This is a genomic window from Microvirga sp. 2TAF3 (assembly GCF_052114965.1).
Classification (GTDB): Bacteria; Pseudomonadota; Alphaproteobacteria; order Rhizobiales; family Beijerinckiaceae; genus Microvirga.
Genome location: NZ_JBFRFT010000025.1, coordinates 1 through 13,509, shown reverse-complemented (window position 1 = coordinate 13,509; position 13,509 = coordinate 1). Strand labels below are relative to the sequence as shown.

Here is a 13,509-nt window from a genome sequence, read left to right as displayed (position 1 = left end):
GAGTAACACGGCCGAGGAAGGGCGGTCAATGTGCATGAGGCGGATGGCGCGGCACTTCATACCTCTCGCCACCGGCCCCGGCTTATGCTCAAAGAAGCAGGGCTAAGACGGCCCTGTTCTGCCTCATGCGGCCCGGATGACCATGCTCAGACGCCTCTACGACTGGACCCTCTCCCTCGCTGCCAAGCCGTCGGCCCCCTATGCGCTGGCGGCGGTCTCCTTCGCCGAAAGCTCGTTCTTTCCGGTGCCGCCGGACATCATGCTCGTCCCGATGATGCTGGCGCGGCCGGATCGGGCTTGGTCCTATGCCCTGATCTGCACGATAACCTCTGTGCTTGGAGGCATCCTCGGCTATTTCATCGGCCACCTGCTCTATGATTCGGTCGGAAGCTGGCTGTTTCAGCTCTATGGCCTGACCGAGGGAGCCGAGACGTTCCGGCATTCCTATGCGGAATACGGCCACTGGGTCATTCTGCTGAAAGGCCTCACGCCGATCCCCTACAAGCTGGTCACGATTACCTCGGGCTTTGCCGGCTACAGCCTCGGCTGGTTCATTCTGCTGTCTATCCTGACCCGGGGCGCGCGCTTCTTCGTGATCGCGCTGCTGATGAGTCGATTCGGATCGTTCATCAAGAATGTGATAGACCGCCACTTCAATCTGGTGGCGATCCTCGCCATCGCAGCTTTCATCGGCGGTTTCGTCGCGTTCCGCTACCTGTTCTGAAGGAGCTGCCATGCGGCCTGAGCTTAAGATCCGGCAGGTGGCGCTGACGATTGCCCTGGCCGCAGCGGCGACTATCGGCGGCGCGCTCGTGTTCCAGCATGTCTGGGGCTATCAGCCCTGCAAACTCTGCCTCCAGCAGCGCAATCCCTATTACCTCGCCATCCCTCTGGCGTTGCTGACGGCCGTCATGCCTCCGCGTTGGGGGCGCATCGGCCTGTGGTGCCTTGCGCTCATCTTCGTGGTCAGTGCAGGCATGGGGGCCTACCATGCCGGCGTGGAATGGGGCTTCTGGCTCGGTCCGAGCGATTGCGGCGGCGGGGCGGCCGCAGGCGCCGGCAATGTGGGCGATCTGCTCAACCAGCTTCAAACGATCCGCGTCGTCAGCTGCACGGAGGCCGCATGGCGGTTCCTCGGATTGTCGCTGGCAGGGTGGAATGCGCTGATCTCGCTCGCGCTCGCGGCTCTGGCGGGTATCGCGGCCCGAAAGGGCAGGGCCTGAGCGGCCGCTCTCAAGGTTCGAGTTCGCTGTCCCAGTAGAGATAATCGAGCCAGCTGTCGTGGAGATAGTTCGGCGGGAAAAGGCGACCGTTGGAATGAAGGTCGTTGAGGGTCGGGGCGAAGGGGCTCTGTCGCGGCCACATCTCCACATCCTTGGGCATCCGGTCCCCCTTTCTCAGATTACAGGGAGCGCAGGCGGCGACCACGTTTTCCCAGGTCGTCTGGCCGCCCTTCGAGCGGGGAGTGACGTGATCGAAGGTGAGATCCTCATGAGCGCCGCAATATTGGCAGGTGAAGCGGTCGCGGAGAAAGACGTTGAAGCGGGTAAAGGCCGGATGGCGTGTAGGCTTGACGTAGGTCTTGAGCGAGATGACCGAAGGCAGGCGAATTTCGAAACTCGGACTTCGGACGACTTTGTCGTATTCGGAGACGATGTTCACCCGGTCGAGGAAAACCGCCTTGATCGCATCCTGCCAACACCAGATGGACAAGGGATAATAACTCAAAGGCCGATAATCGGCATTGAGGACGAGGGCCGGGCAGGCCTCCGGTCGCACAACAGGCTGGACGTGTATCGTCACCTCACCTCCTCAAAGAGAGAAGATCCGCATCCCGTTGCATGAGACTATGAAACTGTGACGCTGTTGTGAAGCATCACGTGCGGGGCGTATGTGACGCACCCACAGAAAATCCGTGATGAAAAACATGGGGGGGTTGCTGATGGGAAAAGCCTTGATATGCTTCAGGAATTCGTCATCGGGACCAATGATCTGAGCCGGTAGACCGATGAGCATGCTGCAACAAGGCCTGTCCTGGATCGAGCCTGCCATCGTGGCCTACGGTGTCCTTGCTCTTTTCGTCATCCTCTATTTCGAATCCTTCGGTGTGCCTCTGCCCGGTGAGAGCGCGCTGATCATCGCCTCCCTGTTGGCGGCTCGCGGCGATCTCGCCATCGGCCATGTTTTCCTGGCGTCCTGGCTGGGCGCCGTGTTTGGCGACAGCACGGGCTATCTCATCGGCCGGTTCGGCGGGCGCCCTGTCTTGAGGCGGTTCGGATATCTGGTGAAGCTTACCCCCGAGCGCCTTTTCCATCTTGAGGCATTGGCGCAGAAGAGAGGGTTCTTCATGGTTCTGACTGCGCGCTTCATCGTCGTGCTGCGACAGCTCAACGGCCTCATTGCAGGGTCGGTGGGCATGCCATGGCATCATTTCGTCGTGGCGAATGCCATCGGGGCGGCGCTTTGGGCGGGACTCTGGAGCTTCGGACCGTATTTCTTCACGGATCTGTTCCGCCGAATGGTTTAGGCTCCGATCCTGCGGACCTTGCAGCCTTCAGGCGGGCGATCTCCGCACGAATGGGAGCGAAGGGCCCGTAGATGTGCTGTTCCCGGCTGAACCCATCCACATAGGGGCCATAGGGTGTATCGGCGGGCTTTAGCAGCAGGTCCGGATAATCCTTGTCCAGACCCGCCTTGCGCGGCCGCGGCTGCGAGACGACGAAGGCCGCGACGTCCCAGGCATCTTCCGGGGATAGGCGCGGGGCCGTGTAGCTCGTGCCGTTCGGCATGTTGGAATGGACGAAGTTCGCCAGGGTCTCGAGACGGTTCATGCCGGCCCCGTCATTGAAGCTGTCCGGTCCCCACAGAGGCGGCACCATATAGCCGAGATCCGTGGTCGGCAGGCTGCGGCGGAGGCCCCGGCCATCCGGGCTGTGGCACATGGCGCAGGTTTCTTTGTAGATGTTCGCGCCACGCCGCGGATTGGCCGGGCGGTCGGGCTCCGCCATCCGGCCTGCTCCAAAGCCGGTCAGCTGCTCGCCTTTCTTCACGCCCGCCGACAGGAATTCGATATAGGCCACCATGGCCCGCATCTCTGGTGCGTCGAGGGGCAGGGGCCGGCCGTTCATGCTGCGGGTCATGCAGGCATTGAGCCGCTGCTCGATGGAGATCCCGTGGCCGGCCTCGGAATCGTATTGCGGAAACTGGTCCATCAATCCCCAGAGCGGATTGCCGAATTTCTTCGTGCCCGCGTCCAGATGGCAATTGCGGCAGGCGAGGTTGTTGCCGGCATATCGCTTGGACGGGTCGGGGACTTCAGGGCCGAGATGGGCATAGGTCGCTGTGATCAGGTCTCGGCCGCGCCGCACGAGGCGGCCCTGATCGTCATCGGGTAGCGAGCCGATATCCGGAACGTTCCAGAATGGGTCAGGGCCCGGCTGCGGGGCCTGGGCCATGGTGGCATGACCGAAGAGAAAGACGCCCGCAGCGAAAATCACTGCTTTCAATGAACGTCGCGTCCTGCCCTGCATGATGCTGCCCGTTTGTCGCCGTGCGTATCCTGCCAGCGGGCAGGGGCCGACGCCAGACGAACAGTGTAACGATAGGGAGGCGGATAAGGGTTTAGCGCGTCGGGACAGGCTTCTCGCCGCGATAATCGTAGAAACCGCGCTTGGCCTTCCGGCCGAGCCATCCGGCTTCCACGTATTTCACGAGAAGCGGGCAGGGGCGGTACTTCGAATCCGCCAGACCTTCGTGCAGCACCTGCATGACCGAGAGGCAGGTATCGAGGCCGATGAAGTCCGCTAGCTGGAGTGGGCCCATCGGGTGGTTCGCGCCGAGCCGCATGGCGGTGTCGATGGCATCGACGGAGCCGACGCCCTCGTAGAGGGTGTAGATCGCCTCGTTGATCATCGGCAGAAGGATACGGTTGACGATGAAGGCGGGGAAATCCTCGGAGACGGTTACGGTCTTGCCGAGCTTGCCGATGAATTCCTTGGCGGATTCGTAAGTCGGATCTTCGGTCGCGATTCCACGGATCAGCTCGACGAGCTGCATCACGGGAACCGGGTTCATGAAGTGGATGCCGATGAAGCGCTCCGGCCGGTCGGTGGCGGCGGCAAGGCGCGTAATGGAGATCGACGAGGTATTGGTCGCGATCATCGCATCCGAGCGAAGGGAAGGGCACAGATTGGTGAAGATCTTGCGCTTCACCTCCTCGTTCTCTGTCGCCGCTTCGATGACGATGTCGCAGGCGGACAGGTCGTCATAGGTGAGGGCCGGAGCGATGCGGGCAAGCGCCGCCTGGCGATCGGCGTCGGAAATGGCTTCCTTCGAGACTTGGCGCGCCATGTTGCCGTTGATCGTGGCGAGGCCGGCATTGATCCGCTCCTCGGAGAGATCGTGAAGACGGACGTCGAAACCTGCAAGCGAGCACACATGGGCGATGCCACTGCCCATCTGACCTGCGCCGATAACGCCAACGGTTTTGATTTCGATACTCATCTTCCTGCTGCCCCGGACATTTCCATGCCCTCAAAATGACCCGGGCAGGAAGCCCGCCCGGTTTATCCTCATTCCTGGACTCAATGACCGGCCTTGGTCAACTCCTCCTGGAGTTGGGGGAGGATCTGGAAGAGGTCACCGACGAGGCCGTAATCGGCGACCTGGAAGATGGGAGCTTCCTCATCCTTGTTGATCGCCACGATCACCTTGGAATCCTTCATACCGGCGAGATGCTGAATAGCCCCTGAAATTCCCACCGCGATGTAGAGATCGGGCGCCACCACCTTGCCGGTCTGGCCAACCTGCCAGTCGTTCGGGGCATAGCCAGCATCGACCGCGGCGCGCGAGGCGCCCATGGCCGCGCCGAGCTTGTCGGCGATCGGCTCGATATACTTGGTGAAGTTTTCCGCCGAGCCGAGCGAACGTCCGCCCGAGATGATGATCTTGGCCGAGGTGAGTTCCGGCCGGTCGCTTTGCGCGATCTCCTCGCCCTTGAAGCGCGACACACCCGGGTCGTCAGCTGGGCTGACCGCCTCGATGGAAGCGGAGCCACCCTCGCCTGTCGCTGGGAAGGCAGCCGTGCGCACGGTGATGACCTTCTTGCCGTCGGTCGCCTGCACCGTCTGGATCGCGTTGCCGGCATAGATCGGCCGCTCGAAGGTGTCGGGCGAGACCACCTTGGTGATGTCGGAGACCTGCATCACGTCGAGCAGCGCCGCCACCCGCGGCATCACGTTCTTGCCCGTCGTCGTCGCAGGTGCGACGAGCGCATCATAAGAGCCGGCCAATGATACGATCAGCGCGGCGAGCGGCTCGGCGAGCTGATGCTCGTAAGCCGGGCTATCTGCCAGCAGCACTTTCTCGACGCCCGCGAGCTTGGCGGCCGCCTCGGCAGCGGCCCTGGCGTTCGATCCCGCCACCAGCACATGGACGGGCGCGCCGAGCGCCGTGGCTGCGGAAAGCGCCTTGTGCGTAGCATCCTTGAGATGAGCGTTGTCGTGCTCGGCGATCAGCAATGTGGTCATGGTTCCTGTCTCCCGCTCAGAGCACGCCGGCTTCGACTTTAAGCTTGTTCACCAGCTCGGCCACCGACCCGACCTTCACGCCGGCCTTGCGGCCGCCGGGCTCGGCGGTCTTGAGCACCTTCAGGCGCGGGGCCACGTCGATTCCGAGCGCTTCCGGCGAGGTTTCGTCGAGCGGCTTCTTCTTGGCCTTCATGATGTTGGGCAGCGAGGCATAGCGCGGCTCGTTGAGGCGCAGGTCCGTGGTCACGATGGCCGGCAGATTGAGGCCGACCGTCTGCAGGCCACCATCGACCTCGCGGGTCACGTCGATGCTGTTCTCGTCCAAATTGACCTTGAAGGCGAAGGTGCCCTGCGGCCAACCCAGGAGTGCGGCCAGCATCTGGCCGGTCTGGTTGGCATCGTCGTCGATCGCCTGCTTGCCCATGATCACCAGCTGAGGGCTTTCTTGCGCGATCACCTTCGCCAGGATCTTGGCGACGGCGAGCGGCTCGACGGTTGCATCGGTCTTGACCAGGATGCCGCGATCGGCGCCCATGGCCAGCGCGGTGCGGATGGTCTCGGCGGCCTGGGCAGGGCCGATCGAGACAGCCACGACCTCGGTCGCCTTGCCCTGCTCCTTCAGACGGATCGCCTCCTCGACGGCGATCTCGTCGAAGGGGTTCATCGACATCTTGACGTTGGCCAGCTCGACCCCCGAGCCGTCCGGCTTCACCCGGATCTTCACGTTGTAGTCGACCACCCGTTTCACAGGCACAAGAAGCTTCATTCGTCTGTCCTCATCGAAAGGTCAGATCCGGGTGCGGCCGTTTGCCAGCTCTCCGGACGGGCAGGGAAAAAGATGACCGGACCGTACCCGGCGGCATCTGATTGTCAACGCGGCGATTGCATTTCCCGCGCCTCGATGCGCGCAAGCACGGGATCGTAGCGATGCCGCATGATGGGGATGAGAATAGCGCCCGCTATGAAACCGCCAAGGTGGGCAAACCAGCCAATGCCGTCGTCTCCACCGAAGAAGGCCGAGACAAATTGCAGGACGAACCAGAATCCGATGGCCCAATAGGCTGGAAGACGCAGCGGAATGCCTTTCAGGAAAAGGCCCCAGATGCGCACGCGCGGATAGAGGATGAGATAGGCCGCGACGACGCCCGAAACCCCGCCGGAGGCTCCGACCAGAGGGCGGTGCGAGTCCTGCTCGATGAAGGCGTGCGTCAGGCTGGCCGCGGCCCCGCAAAGCATGAAGAACGCCAGAAAGCGCCAATGCCCCATGGCATCCTCCACATTGTCCCCGAATACCCACAGGAACAGCATGTTGCCGATCAAGTGGAACAGGGACATGTGGAGGAAGATGCTGGTGACCAGGGTCAGCTGCACCGGCACGAAGGGATAGCCCTCGGGAAGGATCTCGGTGCCGAAGAGCACGGAGGGGATCAGGCCGAAGCCCGCCACCATGGCATCCGCTCCGAGCGGGCCATGAAATGTGAAGAGGTAGATCGCGCAGCAGGCCGCAAGAAGGATTCGGGTCGCCAGCGGCGTCTTCATGTTCTTCAGGGGGACACCGTCATGCAGCGGGAGAAACATGATCCGCTCTCAGCGATTCTGGCCGGGAACCCAGAGAACGTCGATGTCGCCTTTATCGTTGACGTAACGCGATGCCACAAAGAGGAAGTCGGAAAGCCGGTTGAGATACTTCACGGTCTCCGACGATACCGTCTCATCCGGCTTGTCCATCAGTTCCACGACCCGGCGCTCGGCACGCCGGCAGACGGTTCGGGCCAGATGCAGAGCCGCCGCCGCCGCTGTTCCGCCGGGCAGGACGAAGGAGCGCAGCGCGGAGAGGTGATCGTTGAGCTGGTCGATTTCCTGCTCGAGCCGCTCCACCTGTCCTTGGGTAATGCGCAAAGGTTCATAGGGCAGGGGCTTGCCGGTCTCGACCGTTGCGAGATCCGAACCGAGATCGAAAAGATCGTTCTGAATGCGCCCCAGCATGGGGTCGACCTCATGCCCGGCGGTATGGAGGCGCGCCATGCCGATACAGGCATTCGTTTCGTCCACGGTGCCATAAGCTTCGACGCGGAGATCGTATTTGGGGCGGCGCCCGCCGGCCGCGAGAGCGGTCGTGCCTTTGTCACCCGTTCGGGTGTAGATGCGGTTCAGGACGACCATGCCAAGCCCCGATGCAGGGGGAAATGATCAGAACGTATATCCGACCCGCGCGCCGACATTGGTCAAGCCCCGATTTTCGGCGCAGGCACCGGCATTAGACAGATGCTCGATCGTCGCCATCACGCTCCAATTGGCCGAAAGGCGCACGCCGACCGAGCCTGATTCGCGGAAAAGCGGAGAGCAGCCGAGAGACTGATGATGGGGTGACGCATTGAAAGCGTTCTTGTCGCCATTGTGAATAGCGCCGCCGAGGGAGCCTTCGACGAATAGATTCGGCGTCAGGTCGAACGTCCAGGTCAGGCCGGCATAGGCGAAGCTCGTACGGCCGTCGAAATTGGCGCTGCCGCCGATATGCGGGCGCGGGATGAAATAGCTGGTGAACAGATCGGATGCGGTAAACGGCTTGGCGAAGAGAATTTCGCCGGTGAGATTGGCGGAACCGTCTTTTCCTTCAGGTCCCCAGGGATCCTGCGCCGAAAAGCCGATCCGGAACTCGGACAGGAGGCTCGGCTGAGCGTTCGACGGCGATGCGATGGGGGACTGCCGCTTCGAATCCGCGGCAAGGGCTCCCGATGCTCCTACGACGGATGCGACCAGAAGGCTGAGGCCCAGAACTGTGCCGATTCGCATTAAGAGACCCATCATCGAAATAGGAGAGCTGGCCGAAGCGGCCATGGCTAATAGTGTCTTATAAAGAACGATGGCGACAAAGTGTCAATATGGAGCAAGCTAGGCCGCTCTCCACCAGATGATGCTCATGATCACGACAATCGCGAGGAACTGCAGCAGAACCCGCATCCGCATGAGCTGCTGCGACCTGTTGGCGCTGCCGCCGCGCAACATATTGATAAGACCGAGCAAAAGAACGAACGCCACCGCCAAAACGGCAGCAAATACAATGATGTTGGAAAGATCGGTCATCGTGATTCCATATGAGGGTGCGACGCGGACCCTGGCCCGAAGCCGCTATCAAGACAAGGCCTGATCATAGGCCTCAATTGCGCCGCAGCAGACGGTCGAAATAATCGAGTTCTTCCTGCGGGCGACTCGGATCGCCGAGTTTTCGACGCAATTCCTCCAAGATTCGCGCTGCCCGCGCGGCGGCCGATTCATCGAGGCCGGGCACGCGGACATTGCCGTCCGAGAAATCGCGACTTCGGGTCGGGCGGCCGAGGGGGTCGTTGTTGCGCTGGTTCGCCTGCCCTTGGCCCAGAGGGTCGGCCTGTCCTCCCGGTTGATCTCCGGCTTGGTCGTTGCCCTGTCCCTGCTGCATCTGTTGCATCTGCTGCGCCATGCCCTGCATGCCGCGACGTAACCCTTCGAGCGCACGGCCCTGGGCGTCGACGGCATCCCCGTTCTGGCCTTCGCCAAGAGCGCCTTCCGCATCGCGCATGGCCTGCTCGGCCTCGCCGAGGCCTTGCTCGTTCTCCATGCCCATGCCCTGCATGCGCCGCTGAAGCTCCTGAAGCTGCTCCCGCAGGGCCTGCTGCCGCTCGTCGAGACCCTGGCCGTCCTGTCCCTTCTGATCCTGCTGTCCCTGCTGGCCACGCTGGCGCTGGCCTTGCCTTTGACCCTGCCGGTTGCGGTCGCCTTGCTGCATGCGCCTGTTCTGCCCGTCCCGGAACGTCTCGTCGCGCAGCCTCTGCTGTTCTCGTGCCATGTCTTCGAGATTCCGCATGGCCTGGTTCATTTCCCGGCCGAGAGGATCGGTCATGCGGCTGTTGGGGCGAGCCATCTGAAGGTTTTCGAGAATGTTGCGCAGCTGCTCGAGAAGCCGTTGCGCCTCCGCCATATCGCCCCGGCGCATGGCGTCTTCCATCTGCCGCAGCATGCGGTTGAGATCGTCCTGAGAAATGATCCGGTCCGGCGGGGTCTGGTTCTGATCCTGCGATTGCGGGTTCTGTTGCATGCGCTGGGCGAATTCACGCAGGAACCTGTCCATGGCTTGGCGCAGCTCGTCCGTCAGGCGCTTGATTTCCTGGTCGGTGGCGCCGCGATCCATGGCATCCTTCAGGCGGTCCTGAGCCGCACGCAGATCTCGCTCGGCGTCGGAGAGATTGCCGTCCTCGATCTGAAGCGCCATGGTCCAGAGCCAATCGGCCACGTCGAGCAGATCCTGGTCGCTGCGGGCCCGGCGCAGGCGCTCCGCGCCGAGGCGCAGCCCCATGAACACGCCCCATTGCGGCGTGAAGCTGTCAGGAGCGATCAGCAAGGCATCGAGGGCCGTCTGCACCCGCTTGCGATCATCGGGAGCCAGCACCAGGTTGCGTCGTTGCTCCACCAGCGCCTTGGCCAGCGGATTGGTAAAGGGGCGCTGGGGCAGCGTGAAGTCGATGGTTTCGCTTAAACCCTCCTGGCCGGCCTCGTCCTTGGCCCGAAGCGTGAGCTTCACCAGTGCGCCGGCCCAGGGGTGGTTGGTGAGATCGACCGGGGAACGCGTATCCGGGGCATTTTCCTCGTGGCTCGGAATGGCAAGCGTGAGTTGGGGGGCGGGCACCAGGCTGCGCCCTTTGGGACCCCTGCCTTTTTCCACCAAGCCTTCCGTCGACGTGATCCCGTAATCGTCCTTGCCCTTGTAGGTCAGGGTAAAGATGCCACGGGCATTGACCTCGGGCGGGGCCGTGAAGGCGATTTCCGGCGGGAGGTCCGGAATGGCCTCGATAAAGAGGGTGACACCGTGCGCAAAGCCGGTGCTGACCGAGAGATCGGCGCTGTTTTCCAGGGTGAAGCGCTCCTCCCGCAGATCGGCCCGCTGGCCGCCCTTGGGCGGCAGGGGCGTGAGTCCAGGCCCCGGTGACACGTCGGCGGAGCCCTCGCCGGCAATGCGGATGACGATCGTCGAGTGAACCGGCGCGCGCAGTTGCTGTCCCTTGGCCAGATCGATCATGATCGGCGGAGCGCGCGTGTACAAAGGTGGGTCGATCCATCCGTCGATGCGAAAGGCCGGCGCGGCCGCTCCCGGATTGCTTCGGTCGAAAGCCGCAGCCAGACGCGTGCCGAGTTCCGGGCCGGCCACGAAAGCGCTCGCCACCACCGCCAGCAGCGCCGCCGCCCGCAACGCGTAACGGTCGTGCCTGGGCATGTCGGGATCGGGCGGGGCGACATGCATGCGTCCGATCGCTTCCTCGGCGCGCTTGCGATGCAGCGACCAGAGGGCGCGTGACCCGGCATCGCCCGAGCCTAGCGCGAGCGTGTCGTCCAGGGCGCGGGCCGGCCCATGGTTCAAGCCGGTATCCCGGTCGAGACGGTCGAGAGCGCTTGCCCGACTCGGCCTGCGCAGGCGCAGGAGCGGCCAGAGCGAGACCAGGAAGGCCGCTGCGAAAAGTGTCACGCCGACGCTACGCCAGAACGGCGACATGTCGAGCCAAAGGCCGAGCCAGGAGAGCGCGAGGAAGACGAGAACAATGGCGAGAGGCAGCCATAGGAGCGGCCAGGCCTGCTCCAGCAGCAAAACCTTGCCTGCGCGGCCGATTAATCGCCGGAATCGTGCGTCCAGCCTATTGGGGGCAGGCCATGGGCCTTCGCTCATGCCGATTTCTCCCATCGCGCAACGCTGCGCATTTTCAGCCCCTGACAGAAGCTAGCACGGCACGCCGAAATGACCAGCGGTCAAAGAGGCACATAGCAACAAGTAGATTGCGGTTTCAGCAAGAGACCGGGCTGCCACGGAAATATTGCGCTCGCACCTCACTTACTTTGGAATGATCAGATTCTAAGAGTATATTTATTTTATTATATATTTATATGCGTCATATTCACCTTCATAATTATAAAATTTAAATGAAACATACAAATGTATATTTGATATTAGCTAAAATGTATTTTGCTTTTGAAGAAGCTGAAGGGGGTTTTTGTAATCAAAAGGGGGCTGAGCCGTGCTTTACGACTGTAGACTGTTGACCTCATAAACGTGATAACGATACATGTAAGTGACTTGAAAAAGCGATATAACGTTTATCAGTTGGAGATATCTAATGGCGGCGGTCACCCTAGAATATAAAGACGGGTCGGGCACGATTGCAGAAAATTCGGAAAACGGCACTGAAATCGGCACTCTGTCTTACAGTGGAGGGGGATCTTATATCTGCGAGATCCGAGATGGAACGGATAGCGCCGGGCGCTTCGAGATCGTCGAGGGCAACAAGCTTCTCGTGAAAAACGGAAGTCTGTTCGATTATGAGTCGACGACCGAAATTCGATTCATTGTGAACGTTCTCGATCCTGTTACCAAGGCGATCCTGGCAATCGACTTTGTCTCAGTTGCTGTCGGCGACGTGAACGACAATGCGCCGACGGCGGTGACGCTGGCGGGTTTGTCGATTGCCGAGGATGCGGCGGCCGGCACGGTTGTCGGCAAGCTCGGCGCGGTGGACAAGGACACGGTCAACGATTTCAGCTACGCCATCGTCGATGCCGCCGGCAACCCGGTCGCGGACAGCCTGTTCGAGATCCGGCAGAACCCGGCCACGCACGCCTACGAGCTGGTGCTCAAGGCCGGGGTGACGCTCGACCACGAGACCGCAACCGAACACACAGTCCGGGTGCAGCTCTCGGACGGCGTGCATGCGCCCATCACCCAGGACTTCACCATCGCCATCGCCGACGTGAACGAGGCTCCGGAGGTGAGCTGGACCGCTGTCACGGTGGCGGAAGGCGCTGACGCCGGCACGGTGGTCGGCACGATCAGCGCGAGTGATCCGGACCGCGATGCTCTCACCTACACCCTGGTCGGTGCGGACGAGAGCCCGTTCGAGCTGGTGCTCAACGAGGCCGGCACGGCCTATGACGTCAAGCTGAAGGACGGCGTCACGCTCGACTTCGAGACGGCGGCGCATCACACCGTGAAGGTGAGCGTGTCGGATGGCGTGCACGTCGTCGAGAAGGAGTTCTCCCTCGACCTCCAGGACCTGAACGACGCTCCGGTCGTGTCTGCTCCCGCGGTCACGAAGACGGTCGCCGATACGGCCGTGGTGGCGCCGTTCACCGATGTCTCGTTCTCCGATGTGGACAGCACCACACTCACGGTCACGATCACCTTCGATAAGGCCAAGGGTGCGCTCGAGAACCTCGGGGTGGGCCACTACGATGCCGCGACCGGCATCTACACCGTGGAAGGGACGGCGGCGGATGTCACGGAGGCGGTGAAGGCGCTGCGGTTCAATCCGACCGACCGCCCCACCGCCGCCGCGGGGTCGGTTGAAAGCACCACATTCACGATCTCGGTTTCCGATGGCGCGCTCTCGGACAGCAAGGCCACCATCACGGTGGAGGCGGCGGCTGCCAACCGGGCTCCGACCGGGATGAGCCTGAGCAATCTGTCGGTTGCCGAGAATGCGGCGAACGGTACAGTGGTCGGTGTGCTGTCGGCCGTGGATTCGAATGCCGACGAGACCTTCACCTATACGCTGAACGACGACCGCTTCGAAATCAAGGCCGGCAAGCTGGTGGTGAAGGACGGCACCAAGCTCGACTTCGAGACCGCCGCGTCGCACGCGATCAAGATCACGGTGGCCGACAAGGCCGGTGCGACCTTCGCGAAGACCTTCACCATCGCCATCACCGATGTGGTCGAGGCGCTGAAGGGCACTGCGGGCAAGAACGTGCTCAAGGGCGGCAGCGGCGACGACAAGCTCTACGGCAAGCTCGGCAACGACGTGCTGACCGGCGGTGCGGGCAAGGATATCTTCGTGTTCGACACCAAGCCGAACAAGAAGACCAACCTCGACACGATCACCGACTTCAATGTCAAGGATGATACGATCTGGCTCGACAACGCCGTCTTCAAGAAGCTCGGCAAGGGCTCCGAGGCCAAGCCGGG

General features: G+C 62.1%; 14 protein-coding genes. 4 read left to right on the top strand and 10 right to left on the bottom strand.

Features of this window, described 5'->3' with window-relative positions; genetic code table 11:
• The first annotated feature begins 142 nt into the window (after positions 1 to 142).
• Together AB4Y97_RS19325 and AB4Y97_RS19320 are read left to right on the top strand one after the other, a co-directional pair.
• Complete coding sequence (locus AB4Y97_RS19325) at positions 143 to 724, top strand: YqaA family protein (protein WP_442000677.1); 582 nt, start codon at positions 143 to 145, stop codon at positions 722 to 724.
• Between the two features lie 10 nt (positions 725 to 734).
• Positions 735 to 1,223: a disulfide bond formation protein B gene (locus AB4Y97_RS19320; protein ID WP_442000676.1), complete on the top strand. Its 489-nt coding sequence runs from the start codon at positions 735 to 737 to the stop codon at positions 1,221 to 1,223.
• Between the two features lie 10 nt (positions 1,224 to 1,233).
• On the opposite strand, the gene AB4Y97_RS19315 is transcribed toward AB4Y97_RS19320, so the two are convergent.
• A complete protein-coding gene (locus AB4Y97_RS19315; RefSeq protein ID WP_442000675.1) occupies positions 1,234 to 1,803 on the bottom strand; it encodes an HNH endonuclease in 570 nt (189 codons plus the stop codon).
• 226 nt (positions 1,804 to 2,029) lie between these two features.
• Between AB4Y97_RS19315 and AB4Y97_RS19310 the strand changes: the two genes are divergently transcribed.
• On the top strand, positions 2,030 to 2,527 hold the full coding sequence (locus AB4Y97_RS19310; protein WP_442000709.1) for a DedA family protein: 498 nt from the start codon (positions 2,030 to 2,032) through the stop codon (positions 2,525 to 2,527).
• Here the strand turns inward: AB4Y97_RS19310 and AB4Y97_RS19305 are convergent.
• The 9 genes from AB4Y97_RS19305 to AB4Y97_RS19265 form a co-directional block, all read right to left on the bottom strand.
• Positions 2,499 to 3,530: a c-type cytochrome gene (locus AB4Y97_RS19305; RefSeq protein ID WP_442000674.1), complete on the bottom strand. Its 1,032-nt coding sequence runs from the start codon at positions 3,528 to 3,530 to the stop codon at positions 2,499 to 2,501. The genes AB4Y97_RS19310 and AB4Y97_RS19305 overlap by 29 nt on opposite strands.
• Before the next feature lie 91 nt (positions 3,531 to 3,621).
• Positions 3,622 to 4,503, bottom strand: coding sequence for a 3-hydroxybutyryl-CoA dehydrogenase (locus AB4Y97_RS19300; protein ID WP_442000673.1), 882 nt, complete (start codon positions 4,501 to 4,503; stop codon positions 3,622 to 3,624).
• Positions 4,504 to 4,583: 80 nt separating this feature from the next.
• A complete protein-coding gene (locus AB4Y97_RS19295; RefSeq protein ID WP_442000672.1) occupies positions 4,584 to 5,528 on the bottom strand; it encodes an electron transfer flavoprotein subunit alpha/FixB family protein in 945 nt (314 codons plus the stop codon).
• Between the two features lie 16 nt (positions 5,529 to 5,544).
• On the bottom strand, positions 5,545 to 6,294 hold the full coding sequence (locus AB4Y97_RS19290) for an electron transfer flavoprotein subunit beta/FixA family protein (RefSeq protein WP_442000671.1): 750 nt from the start codon (positions 6,292 to 6,294) through the stop codon (positions 5,545 to 5,547).
• Positions 6,295 to 6,398: 104 nt separating this feature from the next.
• Complete coding sequence (locus tag AB4Y97_RS19285) at positions 6,399 to 7,106, bottom strand: rhomboid family intramembrane serine protease (protein WP_442000670.1); 708 nt, start codon at positions 7,104 to 7,106, stop codon at positions 6,399 to 6,401.
• A gap of 9 nt (positions 7,107 to 7,115) precedes the next feature.
• Positions 7,116 to 7,691, bottom strand: coding sequence for a cob(I)yrinic acid a,c-diamide adenosyltransferase (locus tag AB4Y97_RS19280; RefSeq protein WP_442000669.1), 576 nt, complete (start codon positions 7,689 to 7,691; stop codon positions 7,116 to 7,118).
• A gap of 27 nt (positions 7,692 to 7,718) precedes the next feature.
• Positions 7,719 to 8,321, bottom strand: a complete 603-nt coding sequence (locus tag AB4Y97_RS19275; RefSeq protein ID WP_442000668.1) for an acyloxyacyl hydrolase — start codon at positions 8,319 to 8,321, stop codon at positions 7,719 to 7,721.
• 99 nt (positions 8,322 to 8,420) lie between these two features.
• On the bottom strand, positions 8,421 to 8,612 hold the full coding sequence (locus AB4Y97_RS19270; protein ID WP_442000667.1) for a twin transmembrane helix small protein: 192 nt from the start codon (positions 8,610 to 8,612) through the stop codon (positions 8,421 to 8,423).
• 73 nt (positions 8,613 to 8,685) lie between these two features.
• Positions 8,686 to 11,220, bottom strand: coding sequence for a TIGR02302 family protein (locus tag AB4Y97_RS19265; RefSeq protein ID WP_442000666.1), 2,535 nt, complete (start codon positions 11,218 to 11,220; stop codon positions 8,686 to 8,688).
• Between the two features lie 445 nt (positions 11,221 to 11,665).
• Here AB4Y97_RS19265 and AB4Y97_RS19260 point away from each other — a divergent pair.
• Positions 11,666 to 13,509, top strand: a 1,844-nt coding sequence (locus AB4Y97_RS19260) for a M10 family metallopeptidase C-terminal domain-containing protein (RefSeq protein WP_442000665.1), incomplete at its 3' end; no start/stop codon positions are given.

What these genes read in the sequence shown, in the direction of transcription:
- AB4Y97_RS19325 (WP_442000677.1), top strand. Translation starts at nt 143, where the DNA reads ATGCTCAGACGCCTCTACGACTGGACCCTCTCCCTCGCTGCCAAGCCG.
- AB4Y97_RS19320 (WP_442000676.1), top strand. Translation starts at nt 735, where the DNA reads ATGCGGCCTGAGCTTAAGATCCGGCAGGTGGCGCTGACGATTGCCCTG.
- AB4Y97_RS19305 (WP_442000674.1), bottom strand. Translation starts at nt 3,530, where the DNA reads ATGCAGGGCAGGACGCGACGTTCATTGAAAGCAGTGATTTTCGCTGCG.
- AB4Y97_RS19300 (WP_442000673.1), bottom strand. Translation starts at nt 4,503, where the DNA reads ATGAGTATCGAAATCAAAACCGTTGGCGTTATCGGCGCAGGTCAGATG.
- AB4Y97_RS19295 (WP_442000672.1), bottom strand. Translation starts at nt 5,528, where the DNA reads ATGACCACATTGCTGATCGCCGAGCACGACAACGCTCATCTCAAGGAT.
- AB4Y97_RS19290 (WP_442000671.1), bottom strand. Translation starts at nt 6,294, where the DNA reads ATGAAGCTTCTTGTGCCTGTGAAACGGGTGGTCGACTACAACGTGAAG.
- AB4Y97_RS19285 (WP_442000670.1), bottom strand. Translation starts at nt 7,106, where the DNA reads ATGTTTCTCCCGCTGCATGACGGTGTCCCCCTGAAGAACATGAAGACG.
- AB4Y97_RS19280 (WP_442000669.1), bottom strand. Translation starts at nt 7,691, where the DNA reads ATGGTCGTCCTGAACCGCATCTACACCCGAACGGGTGACAAAGGCACG.
- AB4Y97_RS19275 (WP_442000668.1), bottom strand. Translation starts at nt 8,321, where the DNA reads ATGCGAATCGGCACAGTTCTGGGCCTCAGCCTTCTGGTCGCATCCGTC.
- AB4Y97_RS19270 (WP_442000667.1), bottom strand. Translation starts at nt 8,612, where the DNA reads ATGACCGATCTTTCCAACATCATTGTATTTGCTGCCGTTTTGGCGGTG.
- AB4Y97_RS19265 (WP_442000666.1), bottom strand. Translation starts at nt 11,220, where the DNA reads ATGAGCGAAGGCCCATGGCCTGCCCCCAATAGGCTGGACGCACGATTC.